General features: G+C 70.7%; 13 protein-coding genes. 5 read left to right on the forward strand and 8 right to left on the reverse strand.

What is annotated here, in order from left to right; all coding sequences use genetic code 11:
* Nucleotides 1-105: 105 nt before the first annotated feature.
* Nucleotides 106-780, reverse strand: coding sequence for a Crp/Fnr family transcriptional regulator (locus tag PV963_RS25200; protein ID WP_010031945.1), 675 nt, complete (start codon nucleotides 778-780; stop codon nucleotides 106-108).
* 408 nt (nucleotides 781-1,188) lie between these two features.
* On the opposite strand from PV963_RS25200, the gene nth reads away from it, so the two are divergent.
* The 3 genes from nth to PV963_RS25215 all read left to right on the forward strand — a co-directional run bounded on the left by nth (nucleotide 1,189) and on the right by PV963_RS25215 (nucleotide 4,190).
* Nucleotides 1,189-2,154: an endonuclease III gene (gene nth, locus PV963_RS25205; protein ID WP_274818015.1), complete on the forward strand. Its 966-nt coding sequence runs from the start codon at nucleotides 1,189-1,191 to the stop codon at nucleotides 2,152-2,154.
* A 127-nt stretch (nucleotides 2,155-2,281) separates the two neighbouring features.
* Nucleotides 2,282-2,977, forward strand: coding sequence for an NUDIX hydrolase (locus PV963_RS25210; RefSeq protein ID WP_274818016.1), 696 nt, complete (start codon nucleotides 2,282-2,284; stop codon nucleotides 2,975-2,977).
* 13 nt (nucleotides 2,978-2,990) lie between these two features.
* Nucleotides 2,991-4,190, forward strand: a complete 1,200-nt coding sequence (locus PV963_RS25215) for a MarP family serine protease (protein WP_274818017.1) — start codon at nucleotides 2,991-2,993, stop codon at nucleotides 4,188-4,190.
* 50 nt (nucleotides 4,191-4,240) lie between these two features.
* Here PV963_RS25215 and PV963_RS25220 read toward each other — a convergent pair whose 3' ends face one another.
* The 6 genes from PV963_RS25220 to PV963_RS25245 all read right to left on the reverse strand — a co-directional run bounded on the left by PV963_RS25220 (nucleotide 4,241) and on the right by PV963_RS25245 (nucleotide 12,460).
* On the reverse strand, nucleotides 4,241-4,423 hold the full coding sequence (locus PV963_RS25220) for a hypothetical protein (RefSeq protein ID WP_078602692.1): 183 nt from the start codon (nucleotides 4,421-4,423) through the stop codon (nucleotides 4,241-4,243).
* A 127-nt stretch (nucleotides 4,424-4,550) separates the two neighbouring features.
* Entirely contained in the window at nucleotides 4,551-5,489 is a 939-nt protein-coding gene (locus PV963_RS25225; protein ID WP_274818018.1) for an alpha/beta fold hydrolase, read from the reverse strand.
* Nucleotides 5,486-5,974, reverse strand: a complete 489-nt coding sequence (locus PV963_RS25230; RefSeq protein WP_020271817.1) for a phage holin family protein — start codon at nucleotides 5,972-5,974, stop codon at nucleotides 5,486-5,488. The genes PV963_RS25225 and PV963_RS25230 overlap by 4 nt, the downstream gene beginning before the upstream one ends.
* Nucleotides 5,975-6,094: 120 nt before the next feature.
* Entirely contained in the window at nucleotides 6,095-7,531 is a 1,437-nt protein-coding gene (nhaA, locus tag PV963_RS25235) for a Na+/H+ antiporter NhaA (protein WP_274818019.1), read from the reverse strand.
* A gap of 227 nt (nucleotides 7,532-7,758) precedes the next feature.
* Nucleotides 7,759-9,714 carry an acetate--CoA ligase gene (gene acs / locus PV963_RS25240; RefSeq protein WP_274818020.1) on the reverse strand — a complete coding sequence of 652 codons (1,956 nt, stop codon included), beginning with the start codon at nucleotides 9,712-9,714 and terminating at the stop codon, nucleotides 7,759-7,761.
* Nucleotides 9,715-10,090: 376 nt separating this feature from the next.
* On the reverse strand, nucleotides 10,091-12,460 hold the full coding sequence (locus PV963_RS25245; protein ID WP_274818021.1) for a bifunctional SulP family inorganic anion transporter/carbonic anhydrase: 2,370 nt from the start codon (nucleotides 12,458-12,460) through the stop codon (nucleotides 10,091-10,093).
* Between the two features lie 295 nt (nucleotides 12,461-12,755).
* Here PV963_RS25245 and PV963_RS25250 point away from each other — a divergent pair, with 295 nt between their 5' ends.
* Both PV963_RS25250 and PV963_RS25255 read left to right on the forward strand, forming a co-directional pair.
* Nucleotides 12,756-14,021 (forward strand): polysaccharide deacetylase family protein, encoded by a 1,266-nt coding sequence (locus PV963_RS25250; RefSeq protein WP_274818022.1) that lies wholly within the window; start codon nucleotides 12,756-12,758, stop codon nucleotides 14,019-14,021.
* A 65-nt stretch (nucleotides 14,022-14,086) separates the two neighbouring features.
* Nucleotides 14,087-14,911, forward strand: coding sequence for an oxidoreductase (locus PV963_RS25255; protein WP_274818023.1), 825 nt, complete (start codon nucleotides 14,087-14,089; stop codon nucleotides 14,909-14,911).
* 356 nt (nucleotides 14,912-15,267) lie between these two features.
* Here PV963_RS25255 and PV963_RS25260 read toward each other — a convergent pair whose 3' ends face one another.
* Nucleotides 15,268-16,101, reverse strand: coding sequence for an HAD family hydrolase (locus PV963_RS25260; RefSeq protein ID WP_274818024.1), 834 nt, complete (start codon nucleotides 16,099-16,101; stop codon nucleotides 15,268-15,270).
* Nucleotides 16,102-16,621: the final 520 nt, after the last annotated feature.

A 16,621-nucleotide genomic window follows, 5' to 3' on the forward strand; every position in this document is an offset into this window, starting at 1 on the left:
GAAGGGGGCTCCCGGCGCGGCTCGTTTTCGTGCCGCGGACGACGTCGGGCCCCCTCCCGCGAGGAGACAGGGCCCGAGGACGTACGGCCAGGGGGTGCGTGCGCGTCAGCGCGAGCGCTTGGCGAGGCGTTCCACGTCCAGGAGGATCACCGCGCGGGCCTCCAGGCGCAGCCAGCCGCGCTGGGCGAAGTCCGCCAGCGCCTTGTTGACCGTCTCGCGGGACGCGCCGACCAACTGGGCCAGCTCCTCCTGCGTGAGGTCGTGGACGACGTGGATGCCCTCCTCGGACTGCACGCCGAACCGGCGGGAGAGGTCCAGCAGGGCGCGGGCGACACGGCCCGGGACGTCCGAGAACACGAGGTCGGACATCGCGTCGTTGGTCTTGCGCAGCCGGCGCGCTACGGCGCGCAGGAGAGCCGTGGCCACCTCGGGGCGGGCGTTCAGCCAGGGCTGGAGGTCGCCGTGGCCGAGGCCGAGCAGCTTGACCTCGGTCAGAGCCGTGGCTGTCGCGGTGCGCGGGCCCGGGTCGAACAGCGACAGCTCGCCGATGAGCTCGCCGGGGCCGACCACGGCCAGCATGTTCTCGCGGCCGTCGGGGGACGTGCGGTGGAGCTTTACCTTGCCCTCCGTGACCACGTACAGGCGGTCGCCGGGGTCACCCTCGTGGAACAGCGAGTCGCCGCGCGCGAGGGTCACCTCACTCATGGAGGCGCGGAGCTCCGCGGCCTGCTCGTCGTCGAGCGCCGCGAAGAGCGGATTGCGCCGCAGAACGTCGTCCACGAGTTCTCTCCTTGTCGACCTGCTCAGGGGCGTTTGCCCCCGCGTACCAAGGCACCGTGGTGCCCATTTTGCCGGACGGTCCAAACAGTGTGATCTGTCACAAGGATGCCGCACACGTGTCCCGGGGTACGCGGCAGGGGTCCAATTGGGCGCCGATCCTCGGGGTCCGGGGCGGATGTCGGTGCCGGGCCTTAGGCTGGCCGGGTGTCCAAATCGCCGGTGAGAGCACAGGCCGAGGGGGCTGCGCGGGTGGTTGTACGTCGCGATTCCGCTGTGGGCGAACAGGGCCCCGATGGCGGTAGGAAAACGGCGAAAGCGACAGGGGAGGCGGTGCCTTCCGGGAAGCCGACGCCGGCGAAGAAGACGCTTGCCAGGAAGGCCGGGGCCGCGAGTAAGCAGGCATCTGCGATGCAGGCTGCGGCTGTGAAGAAAGCCGCGTCCGCGAAGAAGGCTGCCTCTGTGAAGAAGACTGCTTCCGCGAAGAAGGCCGCGCCTGTGAAAAAGGCCCCTGCCGCCAAGAAGGTCACCGTCGCCCCCAAGAAGGCCACGGCCCGCATCAAGGGCACCGCCCCGGCCAAGACCGTCGTCCACCCCCCGAGTGGCGAGTCCCGCACCGCCCTGGTCCGCCGGGCCCGCCGTATCAACCGCGAGCTCGCCGAGGTCTACCCGTACGCCCACCCCGAGCTGGACTTCACCAACCCCTTCCAGCTGGTCGTCGCCACGGTCCTGTCCGCCCAGACCACCGACCTGCGCGTCAACCAGACGACCCCCGCCCTCTTCGCCAAGTACCCCACCCCCGAGGACCTGGCCGCCGCCAACCCGGAGGAGGTGGAGGAGATCCTCCGCCCGTGCGGCTTCTTCCGGGCCAAGACGAAGTCGGTCATAGGGCTGTCCAAGGCCCTGGTGGAGGACTTCGGCGGCGAGGTCCCAGGCCGACTGGAGGACCTGGTCAAGCTGCCCGGCGTCGGCCGCAAGACGGCGTTCGTCGTGCTCGGGAACGCCTTCGGCCGGCCAGGCATCACCGTGGACACGCACTTCCAGCGCCTGGTGCGCCGCTGGCAGTGGACCGGCGAGACCGACCCGGACAAGATCGAGGCCGCGGTCGGCGCGCTCTTCCCGAAGAGCGACTGGACGGACCTCTCGCACCACGTGATCTGGCACGGCCGCCGTATCTGCCACGCCCGCAAGCCCGCGTGCGGCGCCTGCCCGATCGCCCCGCTCTGCCCGGCGTACGGCGAGGGCGAGACCGACCCGGAGAAGGCGAAGAAGCTGCTCAAGTACGAGAAGGGCGGCTTGCCCGGCCAGCGTCTGAACCCCCCGCAGGCCTATCTGGACGCGGGCGGCAAACCGGCGCCGCCGCTGGGGGCCGGATGAGCTGCCCGAGCACCGGGACGGGCCGTCCGGGCTGCCGTACGAGCCCCTCGATCAGGGGATCGCGGCCGTTCGCGGAACGATCTCAGGGCCGCCGTGCGTTGAAAGCGGCAGGACGACGGGGGTGGCGATGACGCGGGCGAGCGACACACAGGGCGGGCCGGTGACGGTGAGCAAGGAGGGCCTGCCCGGCTGGCTGGACCCGGTGGTGCACGTGGTGGAGACGGTCCGGCCGCGGCAGCTGAGCCGCTTCCTGCCGCCGGAGGACGGCGCCGGGCGGCAGTCCGCCGTGCTGATCCTCTTCGGTGAGGGTGAGCGCGGACCGGAGCTGCTGCTCATGGAGCGCGCGCACTCCCTGCGTTCGCACGCCGGGCAGCCCTCCTTCCCGGGCGGCGCCCTCGACCCGGAGGACGGTGACCCGCGGGGCGACGGCCCGCTGCGGGCGGCCCTGCGCGAGGCGGAGGAGGAGACCGGCCTCGACCCCTCGGGCGTCCAGCTGTTCGGCGTCCTGCCCCGGCTGTACATCCCGGTCAGCGGCTTCGTCGTCACCCCGGTGCTGGGCTGGTGGCGTGAGCCCAGCCCGGTCGGGGTCGTCGATCCGAACGAAACCGCCAGGGTCTTCACCGTCCCCGTGGCGGATCTCACGGATCCCGCGAACCGAGCCACCACCGTCCACCCCAGCGGCCACCGAGGCCCGGCATTTCTGGTCGAATCGGCACTTGTCTGGGGTTTCACGGCCGGAATCATCGACCGGCTGCTGCACTACTCGGGCTGGGAGCGGCCCTGGGACCGCGAGAAGCAGGTCCCGCTCGACTGGCGCGCATGACAGGGTGGCCTCCGTGAACGTGCTGGACATCTTGTTGCTGGTCGCCGCCGTGTGGTTCGCGGTCGTCGGGTACCGCCAGGGGTTCGTCGTCGGCATCCTGTCGGTGATCGGCTTCCTGGGCGGCGGTCTCGTCGCGGTCTACGCGCTGCCCGTCATCTGGGACGCGATCACGGACAACGCCGAGGTGAACACGACCGCGGCCGTCGTCGCGGTCGTCGTCGTCATCGTCTGCGCCTCCGTCGGCCAGGCCCTCACCACCCACCTCGGCAACAAGCTGCGCCGGCACATCACCTGGTCCCCGGCCCGGGCCCTGGACGCCACCGGCGGCGCCCTGGTCAACGTCGTGGCGATGCTCCTGGTCGCCTGGCTGATCGGCTCGGCCCTCGCGGGCACCACACTGCCGACGCTCGGCAAGGAGGTCCGCAGCTCCAAGGTGCTGCTCGGCGTCTCCCAGGCGCTGCCGGACCAGGCCGCCACCTGGTTCGCGGACTTCTCCTCGGTCCTCGCGCAGAACGGCTTCCCGCAGGTCTTCAGCCCGTTCGCGAACGAGCCGATCACCGACGTCCAGCCGCCGGACCCCGCTCTGGCGGGCAGCCCGGTGGCTACCCGCGCCCAGCGCTCCATCGTCAAGGTCATGGGCACGGCCCCGAGCTGCGGCAAGGTCCTGGAGGGCACCGGCTTCGTCTTCTCCGACCGCCGCGTCATGACCAACGCGCACGTGGTGGGCGGCGTCGACGAGCCGACCGTGCAGATAGGCGGCGAGGGCAAGAAGTACGACGCCACGGTCGTGCTCTACGACTGGCGGCGCGACATCGCCGTACTGGACGTGCCGGACCTCAAGGCGCCCGCGCTGCGGTTCACCACCGAGGACGCGGGCAGCGGCGACGGCGCGATCGTCGCGGGCTTCCCGGAGAACGGGGCGTACGACGTGCGGGCCGCACGCGTGCGTGGCCGCATCACGGCCAACGGCCCGGACATCTACCACCGCGGCACGGTCCGCCGCGACGTCTACTCCCTCTACGCGACCGTCCGCCAGGGCAACTCCGGCGGCCCGCTGCTCACACCCGAGGGCAGGGTCTCCGGCGTCGTCTTCGCCAAGTCCCTCGACGACGCCGCGACGGGTTACGCGCTGACCGTGGACGAGATCCAGGAGGACATCACCAAGGGGCGCAACGCCAACCAGCAGGTGGGCAGCGACAGCTGCGCGCTCTAGGAGTGGTGCTGGAGCGGGGCAGCCGACGGGTCACTCGCGGGGGTGACGCCTCAGTCGCGTGTGTGGCGCAGACGTACGGAGACCCAGCGGGCGCGGCGGCGGAGGATGCGCGGGATCCCGACCCTGGGGTCCGCGGTCGCCATCTGCGGTGCACCGCTTCGCTGGTGGGGGTTCGCACCGCCCGCCGAGCGGCGATTGCGGCTTGCGTCACTGTAGTCGTGCGTCCAGCCCATACCCCGACGTGTGCCCCCGCCTCATGGTCGATAACCGCCCCCGGGGCGTCCAATTGGCCTATGCGCCAGGCAATTGGCCGTTCGTAGGACAAGCGTTCACGTGCGGATACCGGCAGCGGTCACCCGGTCACCGATCGGGTTCGGGATCCTTCAGCCAGTTGATGAGCTCCGAGGAGAACGCGACCGGGTCCTCCTCGTGCGGGAAGTGGCCGAGGCCGTCGAACAGGCGCCAGCGGTAGGGGGCTTCGACGTACTCGCCGGAGCCGGCCGCGCTGCGTGTGCGCATCACGGGGTCGAGCGAGCCGTGCAGATGGAGCGTCGGCACGCGCACGGGCCGCTTCATGCGGCGGTTGAACTGGATGCCGTCCGGGCGGGCCAGGGAGCGCACCATCCAGCGGTAAGGCTCGACCGCGCAGTGCGCCGCGGAGGGGATGCACATGGCGCGGCGGTACGTCGCAAGCGCATCCTCCTCCGGCGGGCGCGGCCCGGACCAGTCCTGGATCAGCCGGGCCACGAGCTCCCCGTCGTCGGCGGTGAGCTGCCGCTCCGGGATCCAGGGCCGCTGGAACCCCCAGATGTGTGAACCGGCGCGGGTCTGCTTGACGTCTCGCAGCATGGCCGAGCGCCAGCGCCGCGGATGCGGCATGGACGCGACCGCCAGCCGCCGCACCAGCTTGGGGCGCATCGCGGCCGCCGTCCACGCGAGGTACCCGCCCAGGTCGTGGCCGACCAGTGCGGCGTCCGGCTCGCCGAGCGAGCGGATGACGCCGGTGACGTCGAGCGCGAGGTTGGCGGGGTCGTAACCGCGCGGCGTGCGGTCGCTGCCCCCGACGCCCCGCAGGTCCATGGCGACGGCCCGGAAACCCGCGTCGGCGAGCGCCACCAGCTGGTGCCGCCAGGTCCACCAGAACTGCGGGAAGCCGTGCAGCAGCAGGACCAGCGGCCCGTCGCCCAGCTCGGCGATGTGGAAGCGGGCGCCGTTGGCGGCGACGTCGCGGTGGCTCCAGGGGCCGTCCAGCCGCACGGCCGAAGCCGGTTGTGCCCAAGGTGTGGCGGGATCGGTCATGACGACGAGCGTGCCACAGCCTCGATGGCCTCGGGGACCCGGTCCTGCGCGAGCTCCGGCCGCGGGTGCGGCTTGGCCTTCTGCAGGACGCCCGCGGTCTCCTTCATCGAGGCGGCGACCTTCTGCGGGCCCTTGCTCTTCTTGGCCTTCTTCGCGAAGACCACGCCGATCAGCGCGAGCACGACCGCGACCAGTACGTTCGCCGCGAAGGACAGCAGGAAGCAGATCGCGAGGTTCCAGTCGCTCCAGGTGCGGATGCCGTACGCCAGCGCGAAGTTCAGCATCGGCAGGGAGAACAGCAGGACCGCCCCCGCCATCGAGAAGGCGCCGCCGCTGGTCGCGCCGCGCTTCACGTCCTGCTTGAGCTGTGCCTTCGCCAGCGCGATCTCGTCGTGCACCAGCGCCGACATTTCCGCCGTCGCCGAGGCGAACAGCTGGCCGATGGTGCGTTCGGCGCCGACCGGGCTGCCGTCGGGTGCGCTCATCGCGGTCTCCCTCTTGTGCGTACGGTCCGATTTCCGCGTCTTGTGCCTGACTGGCCACAGTCGTCCGACTGCGTACGGCCTGACTGCGTACGGTCCCGTCTTTTGTACCGTCCCGTCAGATCATGCCGGACGGTGGTGGTCATCGCCTGCCCCGCCCGGTACTTCGGCACGCCCGTGCCGCGCGTCTGCCTTCTCCTGGGCGATCCGGCGGTGTTCGGCGGCCTTGCGTTCGTAGACGTCGGCCAGCCGCAGGTGGTACGCCGGGTCGTCCTCCTCGTAGACGTCCGGGATGCCGTCCGCGTCCTCGTCGCGCTCCTCGTTCTCCCACAGGCGGCGGTACTTGGCGTTCCGCAGCTTCAGCAGCACGGTCGCGAGTGCCGCGGCGATGAGCGACCCGACCAGCACGGAGGCCTTGACCGCGCCGGTCATCGTCTGGTCGCCCTCGAAGGCGAGTTCGCCGATGAGCAGCGAGACGGTGAAGCCGATGCCGGCGAGACTCGCCACCGCGAACACGTCCGCCCAGGCGAGATCGTCGCTGAGCGACGCCCGGGTGAAACGGGCCGTCAGCCATGTCCCGCCGAAGATGCCGAACGTCTTGCCGACGACGAGTCCGAGGACCACGCCGAGGGTCTCCGGCGTGGTGAACACGTCGACGATCGCGCCGCCGGAGATGGAGACACCCGCGCTGAAGAGCGCGAACAGCGGTACGGCCAGGCCCGCCGACAGGGGCCGTACGAGGTGCTCGATGTGTTCGCCGGGGGAGTGGGCCTCGCCCTCGTGGCGGTGGCAGCGCAGCATCAGGCCCATGGCGACACCGGCGATGGTGGCGTGGATGCCGCTGTTGTACATCAGCGCCCAGACGACGAGCGCGAGCGGCACGTACACGTACCAGCCGCGTACGCCCTTGCGCAGCAGCAGCCAGAAGACGGCCAGGCCCGCGACGGCGCCGCCGAGCGCGGCGAAGTTCAGGTCGTCGGTGAAGAACACCGCGATGATCAGGATCGCGAAGAGGTCGTCGACGACGGCGAGCGTGAGCAGGAAGGCCCGCAGCGCGCTCGGCAGGGACGTGCCGATGACCGCGAGCACGGCGAGCGCGAAGGCGATGTCGGTGGCGGTGGGCACGGCCCAGCCGGCCAGGGAACCGCCGCCGGTGACGTTGGTGAGGACGTAGACGAGCGCCGGTACGGCCATCCCGCACAGCGCAGCGACGACCGGCAGCGCGGCGGCCTTGGGGTCACGCAGGTCGCCCGCGACGAGCTCGCGTTTGAGTTCGATCCCGGCGACGAAGAAGAAGATCGCCAGCAGCCCGTCGGCGGCCCAGTGCGCGACCGACAGGTCCAGGCCGAGGGCGGCGGGGCCCAGGTGGAAGCGGGCGACGCTCTCGTAGCTGTCGTGCAGCGCGGGGACGTTCGCCCAGAGCAGCGCGGTGACCGCGGCGGCGAGCAGCAGCACCCCGCCGACGGTCTCGGTACGCAGCGCGTCCGCCACGTAGGTCCGCTCGGAGAGGGAGAGCCGGCCGAGAACCTTGCGGGGCGTGGAGGGGCGGGGCGCGGTCACGTGGGAGACCTCCGGTCGGTGGGCAGGGCTGAACACATGCCGACCAGACTTCCCGGCGCACCATGAAGCAGTTGTTGAAGCAGTTGTTTTTCTTAGTCTAGGTAAACATCCTAGGCAAACCTATGGCCGGGCGCATCCGGTGATCAATTCCGTGGGACCCCGAAGGGGCACCCGGCCTGCCGACCGCCGGGTGCCCCTTCGTCCGCTGCGCCATGCCTGTGCGGTGATCAGTCCTCGCTGGGCGCGGCCGGCAGCTTGGCCTGGATGAGGTCCATGACCGTGGAGTCGGTCAGCGTGGTGACGTCACCGAGCTGGCGGTTCTCGGCGACGTCCCGCAGCAGACGGCGCATGATCTTGCCGGAGCGGGTCTTGGGCAGCTCGGCCACCGGCAGGATCCGCTTGGGCTTGGCGATCGGGCCGAGGGCGGTGCCGACATGGGCGCGCAGTTCGTCGACCAAGGTCTCGGTCTCGGAGGCCGTGCCGCGCAGGATCACGAAGGCGACGATCGCCTGCCCGGTCGTCTCGTCCGCCGCGCCGACCACGGCAGCCTCGGCGACCGAGGGGTGGGAGACGAGCGCGGACTCGACCTCCGTGGTGGAGATGTTGTGCCCGGAGACGAGCATGACGTCGTCGACCCGGCCGAGCAGCCAGATGTCGCCGTCGTCGTCCTTCTTGGCGCCGTCGCCGGCGAAGTACTTGCCCTCGAAGCGCGACCAGTAGGTGTCGATGAACCGCTGGTCGTCGCCCCAGATGGTGCGCAGCATCGACGGCCACGGCTCGGTCAGCACCAGGTAGCCGCCACCGCCGTTGGGCACCTCGTTGGCCTCGTCGTCCACGACCGTCGCGGCGATGCCGGGCAGCGGCGTCTGCGCGGAGCCGGGCTTGGTCGCTGTCACACCCGGCAGCGGGGTGATCATCATCGCGCCGGTCTCGGTCTGCCACCAGGTGTCCACGATCGGGGTGCGGTCGCCGCCGATGTTCTTGCGGTACCAGATCCACGCCTCGGGGTTGATCGGCTCGCCCACCGAGCCCAGCACCCGCAGGCTGGACAGGTCGAACTTGGCGGGGATGTCGTCGCCCCACTTCATGAACGTACGGATCGCGGTCGGCGCGGTGTAGAGGATCGTCACGCCGTACTTCTGGACGATCTCCCAGAAGCGGCCCTGGTGCGGCGTGTCGGGGGTGCCCTCGTACATGACCTGCGTCGCGCCGTTCGCGAGCGGGCCGTAGACGATGTACGAGTGGCCGGTGACCCAGCCGACGTCGGCGGTGCACCAGTACACGTCCGTCTCCGGCTTGAGGTCGAAGACGGCGTGGTGGGTGTAGGCGGCCTGCGTGAGGTAGCCGCCGGAGGTGTGCAGGATGCCCTTCGGCTTACCCGTGGTGCCCGAGGTGTAGAGGATGAACAGCGGGTGCTCGGCGTTGAACGCCTGCGGGGTGTGTTCGGCGCTCTGCCGCTGCACGATGTCGTGCCACCACACGTCGCGGCCCTCGGTGAAGGCGACCTCCTGGCCGGTGCGGCGCACGACCAGGACGTGCTCCACGTTGCCCGCCTTCTCGACGGCCTCGTCCACGGCCGGCTTGAGCGCGGACGGCTTGCCGCGCCGGTAGCCGCCGTCGGAGGTGATGACCACGCGCGCGTCGGCGTCCTGGATGCGGGTGGCGAGCGCGTCCGAGGAGAAACCGCCGAAGACGACGGAGTGCGCGGCGCCGATGCGGGCGCAGGCCAGCATCGCGATCGCCGTCTCGGGGATCATCGGCATGTAGACGGCGACCCGGTCGCCGGCCTGAACTCCCAGTTCCAGCAGGGCGTTGGCGGCCTTGGAGACCTCGTCCTTGAGCTCGGCATAGGTGATGGCACGACTGTCGCCGGGCTCGCCCTCGAAGTGGATCGCCACACGGTCGCCGTGGCCGGCCTCCACATGGCGGTCGACGCAGTTATAGGCGACGTTGAGCTCGCCGTCCTTGAACCACTTGGCGAACGGCGGGTTCGACCAGTCGAGGGTCTCGGTGGGCTCCTTGGCCCAGGTCAGCCGGCGGGCCTGCTCGGCCCAGAAGCCGAGCCTGTCAGCCTTGGCCTGTTCATACGCCTCCGCCGTGACATTGGCGTTCGCGGCCAGGTCAGCGGGCGGCGCGAAGCGTCGCTCCTCCTTCAAGAGGTTGGCCAGGCTTTCATTGCTCACGGCATCTGCCTTTCCCAGGGTGTCCGTTGTGTCCCAGGCCACAGCTCATCAGACCCGGGGGTGCGATGACAAGGGCCGACCACCGATTGGTTTAGACCTGTCGGGCGGTGGTGTCGGCGGCCGGCGTCATCCGTACCCACGGACGCCGACCAGGGAAAGTTCAGCCTGTGTAACGCGCGTCACCCGTTGGGCGGGGGCAGGGGTGTGGGCGAGGGCGGGGCGCGCGGGCGGTGGGGTGTGCGGCCCGCGGGCCGTCGGGGCCGTGGGGCCGTCAGGCGGTTCGGGCCGTGGGGCGGTCCGGGCCGTGGGGCCGTCCGGGCTGCACACCCGCGCACGTGCCGGGCTCACGCCGTCACGGCCTCACACCGTCACGGGCTCACGCCGTCAGGTCCGCCTCGCGTACGCGGTCGAAGACGACGCCGTCGTCCGTCTCGGTGAGCAGATAGGCCTCGGCCTCGCCCACGTGGAAGTACATCCCGTGCAGCTCCAGGGAGCCCTCGTCGAGGGCCCGGGCCACCGAGTCGTGGGCGCGCAGGTGCTCCAACTGCTGGACCACGTTGGTCAGGGAGAGCTGCTCGACCGCGTCCTCGGGCGCCCGCCCGGCCAGCCCGCCCCACGGCCGGCTGTCGTCGGCCATGCGCTCCAGGCTCGGCAGCCCGTGCCGCAGCCACCGCTTCAGCGGTGTCCGGGCGCCGCCGGGCTCGGAGTTGAGCAGCGCCTGCATGGCGCCGCAGCCCGAGTGTCCGCACGCCGTGATGGACCGCACCCGTAGCACGTCCACGGCGTACTCGATCGCGGCCGCCACCGAGTCGTCGACGCTCTCCTCGCCCGGCCGTGGGACGAGGTTGCCCATGTTGCGCACGACGAACAGGTCGCCCGGACCACTGGAGGTGATCATCGAGGTGGCCAGTCGTGAGTCGGCGCAGGTCAGGAAGAGCTGCGACGGCCGCTGCCCCTCACGCGCCAGCCGGGCCGGCTCGCTGCGCACCAGGGGCGCGGTGTCGCGCTGGAACGCGCCGATGCCACGCGCCAGTTCGTGCCCACTGGCATCGCCGGTGCCTGTCGCCTCCGGCTCGGTGCGGTCCGTCCCACCCCGGTCGTTCCGGGAAGGGGCAGTGGACTTGGGGCGGTCGCACTGGTGGTTGAGCCAGGGGGTCCAGGGCCGGCAGCGGCAGTCGGTGAAGGCCTGGGGCTCGGAGATGCGGGTGCCGGCATGCCGACCGGAGATCTCCACGGTGCCGCCCTGCGCGGTGTGCGTCTTCTGCCAGTCCTGCAACGTCTCGTACGCCGCGTGGTCCATGAACGACCCGTCCAGCTCGACGACGGTGTCGGCGCCGTGGGGTACGAGATGCAGGGCCCGGCTGAGTCGTGGCACCGCGAGGAACGTCAACTGTCCTCTGACGTGTACGTGATGAACTCCTTCCGTCTCTTCGTGTGTGATGCGGGTGCGGGTGACGCGGTGCAGGGCGACGCCGACGGCCATGGCGATGCCCAGCGCCACGCCCTCCAGGACGCCGAGGAAGACGACGCCGAGGGTCGTGACGGCGTACACCCACACTTCTCGGTGGCGCGTCACCGTGCGGATGTGGTGCAGGGACACCATCTGGATGCCGACGGCCATCACCAGGGCGGCGAGCGAGGCGAGCGGGATGAGCTCCAGGATCGGGACCATCAGCAGCGCGGCGATCACTACGAGAACGCCGTGCAGCATCGTGGAGTTCCGGCTCACCGCCCCCGCGTGCACATTCGCCGAAGTCCGCACGGCCACGCCCGCGATGGGCAGTCCGCCGAGCGAGCCGGAGACGATGTTGGCGGCGCCCTGTCCGAGCAGTTCGCGGTCGAGGTCGGAGCGCCGAACGCGGGCGGACAGGCCCGGGCGGCCTGCCACCAGTTTGTCCACGGCGACCGCGCCGAGCAGTGACTGCACGCTGCACACCAGCGTGGTGGTGAGCACCGCGGCGACGAGGCCGAGCACTGGGCCCTCGGGCAGCCCGGCCAGGGCGTGGTTGCTCCAGGACGGCAGGTCGACCTTGGGCAGGCGGACCCCGGCGAGGGCGGCGGCGGCGCTGGCTCCGGCGACGGCGACGAGCGCGGCCGGGACCTTGCGCAGCAGGCGTCCGGCCCGGCCGGGCAGTCTCGGCCAGAGCAGCAGCAGCGCCAGGGTCAGCGCGCTCACCGACACGGCCGCGGGGCGCATGTCCGCCAACTCGGCGGGCAGGGCGCGGAGGTTGTCCGGGACGGAGCTCTGCGGTGTGCCGCCGAGCACGATGTGCAGTTGGGCGACGGCGATGGTGACGCCGATCCCGGCGAGCATGCCGTGCACGATGGCGGGGCTGACGGCGAGGGCGCCACGGGCCACGCGCAGGCAGCCCAGGCCGAGTTGGGTGAGGCCGGCGAGGACGGTGATGGCGCAGGTCGTCCGCCAGCCGTAGCGCTGGATGAGATCGGCGGTGACGACGGTGAGTCCGGCGGCCGGTCCGCTGACCTGGAGCGGGGAGCCACCGAGCCGTCCGGCGACGAGCCCGCCCACGGCGGCGGCGACGAGGCCGGCCTGCAGCGGCGCGCCGGTGGCGAGGGCGATGCCCAGGGACAGGGGCAGGGCGATCAGGAAGACCGCGATCGAGGCCGACACGTCGGCACCCGCGATGCGGAAGCGGCGGGGGCCGCCCGGCGGCGGGCTGTGGGGTGGATGGGTGCGTTCGGTCCGGTTCGGATCGGCGGCACGGGTGGGGACGCAGGCTGACATGTTTTTCCCGTCTCCTCCGGGGCTGCGCGGTCGCGTAACGGGGGCTCCCCGCTCGGGGCGGGGGCCGGTCGCGGCCGTGGTCACGGTGCAAATCGGCGGGATGAATCAACGCTCGGTAAACGGATCGTAATGCAGAGTAAAGGGCAAGCATGGACCTTACGGGCAAATGGGTGAATAAATCGGCCTGAAGGGTGAAGTGGCCAGGTCATCGGCTTGTCGCACTAATTCCTTCTCTTTCTCGTGCGAATTTGGCGGCGCTGTCCGCACCCGAGAGAAGGAAGAAGGTGGGCGGAACATGGCCGCCACCCACAGGATCGCCGCGGGCTCCGTGGTCGCCGCGGTCTGTGCCGCATCGCTCGCCGGTTGCGGGACCGGCACATCGCGGCAGGAGCCCCCCACCCCGCAGAAGGCGAAGCCGGCGCACGCGCCGCAGCAGAGCGCGGTCCGGTTGATCGGAGACGGCTCCACCGCCTACACCGGTGCGCAGCCCCACCTGCCCAGACCCGAGCGGCTGCGGCCCGGCCAGAAGCCCCCGCAGTTCGTCGTCTTCTCCTGGGACGGCGCGGGCGAGGACAGCCAGAAGCTGTTCTCGCACTTCCGAAAGGTCGCCAAGGCGAACAACGCGACCATGACCTACTTCCTGAGCGGCGTGTACCTGCTGCCGAGCGAGAAGCGCGACCTGTACCGGCCGCCGCAGCACTCCCCGGGCCGCTCCGACATCGGATTCAACGACCGCCGCGGCATCGCCGCCACCGTGGAGCAGCTGCGCCTGGCGTGGCTGGAGGGCAACGAGATCGGCACCCACTTCAACGGCCACTTCTGCGGCAGCGGCGGCGGGGTCGGCGAGTGGTCCGTGCAGGACTGGAAGGACGAGATCGCCCAGGCCAAGCAGTTCGTGAAGACCTGGAAGACCAACGCCGGCATGAAGGACGCGTCCCCGCTGCCCTTCGACTACGACAAGGAGCTCATCGGCGCCCGCACGCCCTGCCTGGAAGGCCAGCGGAACCTCCTGGAGGCGGCCCGCGACCTGGGCTTCCGCTACGACACCAGCGGCGTCAACGACCAGGTCTGGCCGAAGAAGAAGCACGGCCTGTGGGACGTGTCCATGCAGCTCGTGCCGTTCCCCGGGCACTCCTACGAGCAGCTGAGCATGGACTACAACTTCATGGTCAACCAGTCGGGCACCACCACCCAGGGCAACCCCGCCATGTACGACTTCTGGGGCGACCAGATGCGCGACGGCCTGCTCAAGGGCTTCTACCGGGCCTACGACGGCAACCGCGCGCCCCTGATCATCGGCAACCACTTCGAGTCCTGGAACGGCGGCACCTACATGCGGGCCGTCGAGGAGGTCATCGAGACGGTGTGCACCAAGGAGGAGGTGCGCTGTGTCTCGTTCCGGCAGCTCGTGGACTGGCTGGACGCCCAGGATCCGACGACTCTGGAGAAGCTGCGCACGCTGAGGGTCGGCGAGGCACCGAAGCAGGGCTGGGCGTCCTTCCTCGCGGGCCGGCCCGCCCCGGCCCCGAAGGGCGTGCCCGGGGCTCCGGCGGCGAGGTAGCGGCCCGAGTGAAGATGGCCACTCCGCCGTGGGTCGGGGTCCTCGGGGTGCGTAGGGTCGTACTCATGAGTACAGCAGGCGCGACCGCCGATCCCCTCGCGGCCCTGGGGGCGCTGCCCGGGGTTGCCGATTCCGTGGAATCCGTGCGCAAGTCCGTGGACCGGGTCTACGGGCACCGGATCATGCGGCGGCGCAGCAACGCGATCACCTCCGAGGCGGCCCTGCGCGGCGCCCGTGGCTCGGCGGCGCTGGCCGGCGCGGACTGGGCTCTGGAGGAGGTGCGCCGGCGTACGGACTTCAGCGGCGACGACGAGGCCCGCACCGTGGGCGCCGCGCTGCGGCTCACCGCGGAGGCGGGCCAGCTGCTGTCCATCTGGCGGCAGTCGCCCCTGCGGGTGCTGGCCCGGCTGCATCTGGTGGCGGCGGCCGACAAGGCCGACCAGGTGGGGCGGCCGCGGCAGGAGGGCGAGCCGGTCGACGAGCCGCTCGTCGGGCTGCCGCTGCCGAGCGCGGCCGAGGCGCATGGCCGGCTGGAGGGGCTGGCCGAGCTGATCATCGCGGGCGGCACCGCGCCGGCGCTGGTGACGGCCGCCGTCGTGCACGGCGAACTCCTCGCGCTGCGTCCTTTCACGTCCCACAACGGCCTGGTCGCGCGCACGGCCGAACGCATCGTCCTGATCGGCAGCGGCCTGGACCCGAAGTCGGTCTGCCCGGCCGAGGTGGGCCACGCCGAGCTGGGCCGCGAGGCCTACCTGGAAGCCTTCGACGGGTACGTCTCCGGCACTCCGGAGGGCATGGCCGCCTGGATCGCCCACTGCGGCAGGGCGGTCGAGCTGGGGGCACGCGAGTCCACGGCGGTGTGCGAGGCGTTGCAGCGCGGAGCTGCGTGACAGCATCGCCGAGCTGGAAAAAGAAACGGGCCGGAAAAGATGATGCGGCGGTACGAGAACTCGTACCGCCGCTGGCATGAGCATCGGGGTACCAAGCGTCCTCGATATATGCCCATCAGGTCGGGAACTTTGCCCGTCCCTGGTGCGGCTGGCCCGTAATCGACGGGTCGACGTCGCGTGGGTGCCCGGTGTTCATGCTCGGTCCGTGGGGCCAAATGCGTACTTAAGGTGATCCTCTCGGATGTCCTTGGTCTCGCGGGCCGTTGAGTCCTTTGTACTCCTGACCCGGAGCAAGCGGAAGTCCAGGCTGCACTTCTTTACTTTTAGGTTCAAATAGGGCTTCGGGTCGTCCCAGGTCAAGCGACTGTCACCCGGCGCCGGTTCGCGTACCAGACGAGGCCGGCGGTGGCCGCCGCGGCGCCTATCGCGGCGACCGCGACGAGTGCCGGACGCGGCGGTACGGAGAACCGGGGGAGGCGCTGCTTGAGCCGGACCGGACGGTGGAAGTCCAGAATCGGCCACCCGCGCGCGAGAGCCTCGCGGCGCAGCGCGCGGTCCGGGTTCACGGCATGGGGGTGACCTACGGACTCCAGCATCGGCACATCGGTCGCCGAGTCGCTGTAGGCGTAGCAGCGGCTGAGGTCGTACCCCTCGGACGCGGCCAGCTCCCGGATGGCCTCGGCCTTGGTCGGGCCGTACGCGTAGTACTCCACCTCGCCGGTGAAGCAGCCGTCGTCGCCCACGACCATGCGGGTGGCCACCACGCGGTCCGCGCCGAGCAGCTCGCCGATCGGCTCGACCACCTCCGCGCCCGACGTGGACACGATCACGACGTCGCGGCCGGCGGTGTGGTGCTCCTCGATGAGGGAGGCGGCCTCGTCGTAGATGATCGGGTCGATCAGGTCGTGCAGCGTCTCGGCCACGATCTCCTTGACCTGCTGCACGTTCCAGCCGCGGCACAGCGCGGACAGGTACGCGCGCATGCGCTCCATCTGTTCGTGGTCGGCGCCGCCGGCCAGGAAGACGAACTGGGCATATGCAGTTCGCAAGACGGCCCTGCGGTTGATCAGGCCGCCTTGGTAGAACGACTTGCTGAACGTGAGGGTGCTCGACTTCGCAATGACCGTCTTGTCCAGGTCAAAGAAGGCCGCTGTGCGGGGCAACGAGTGGTTTTCCACGCCCCTGAGCATAGGGGCAGCCCATTCGGCGTAAGGTGGGGCGCGTGGGTTTGCCTGAGAGGGCTCTCGGGTACACCATGGAAGTCACGGATCGTTCGCGACCGTGCTAACCCGGCCCGACTCCTCCCCCCCCGAGTCGGCCGTGGGGACGACCCCCGCTCTCCCCCCCGGCGGGGGTCGTCGCATGTCCGGATGGGTTTTCTCCTTCTTCGCGCGGTCGGATCGCCGCTCTGTTGCCGCAGCGACGGCATTGTTGGCATGCTCATGATCTGTCACGGAGTGTGGTCATCGGACTGCTCTGTGGAAGTCGCACAGAGGGCCCGCGGGCGTCACCGGTATGGGTGACGGCGATATTCACAACCGTCGAGGCGTCCACAGTTATCCACCAAGATCCACACGATTTCCGAGATCGCTGCACCGTGATTCCAGCGCACCCCGCTCGCGGCGGGTTCATGGCCCGGCTCCGATTGCCGGGGCGCGTTTGGCCGGTTTGTGTCGGCCGTTCAAAGGGAGGCCGCCTTGCCGGTTCTTC

This window comes from Streptomyces coeruleorubidus (genome assembly GCF_028885415.1).
GTDB lineage: Bacteria > Actinomycetota > Actinomycetes > Streptomycetales > Streptomycetaceae > Streptomyces > Streptomyces coeruleorubidus_A.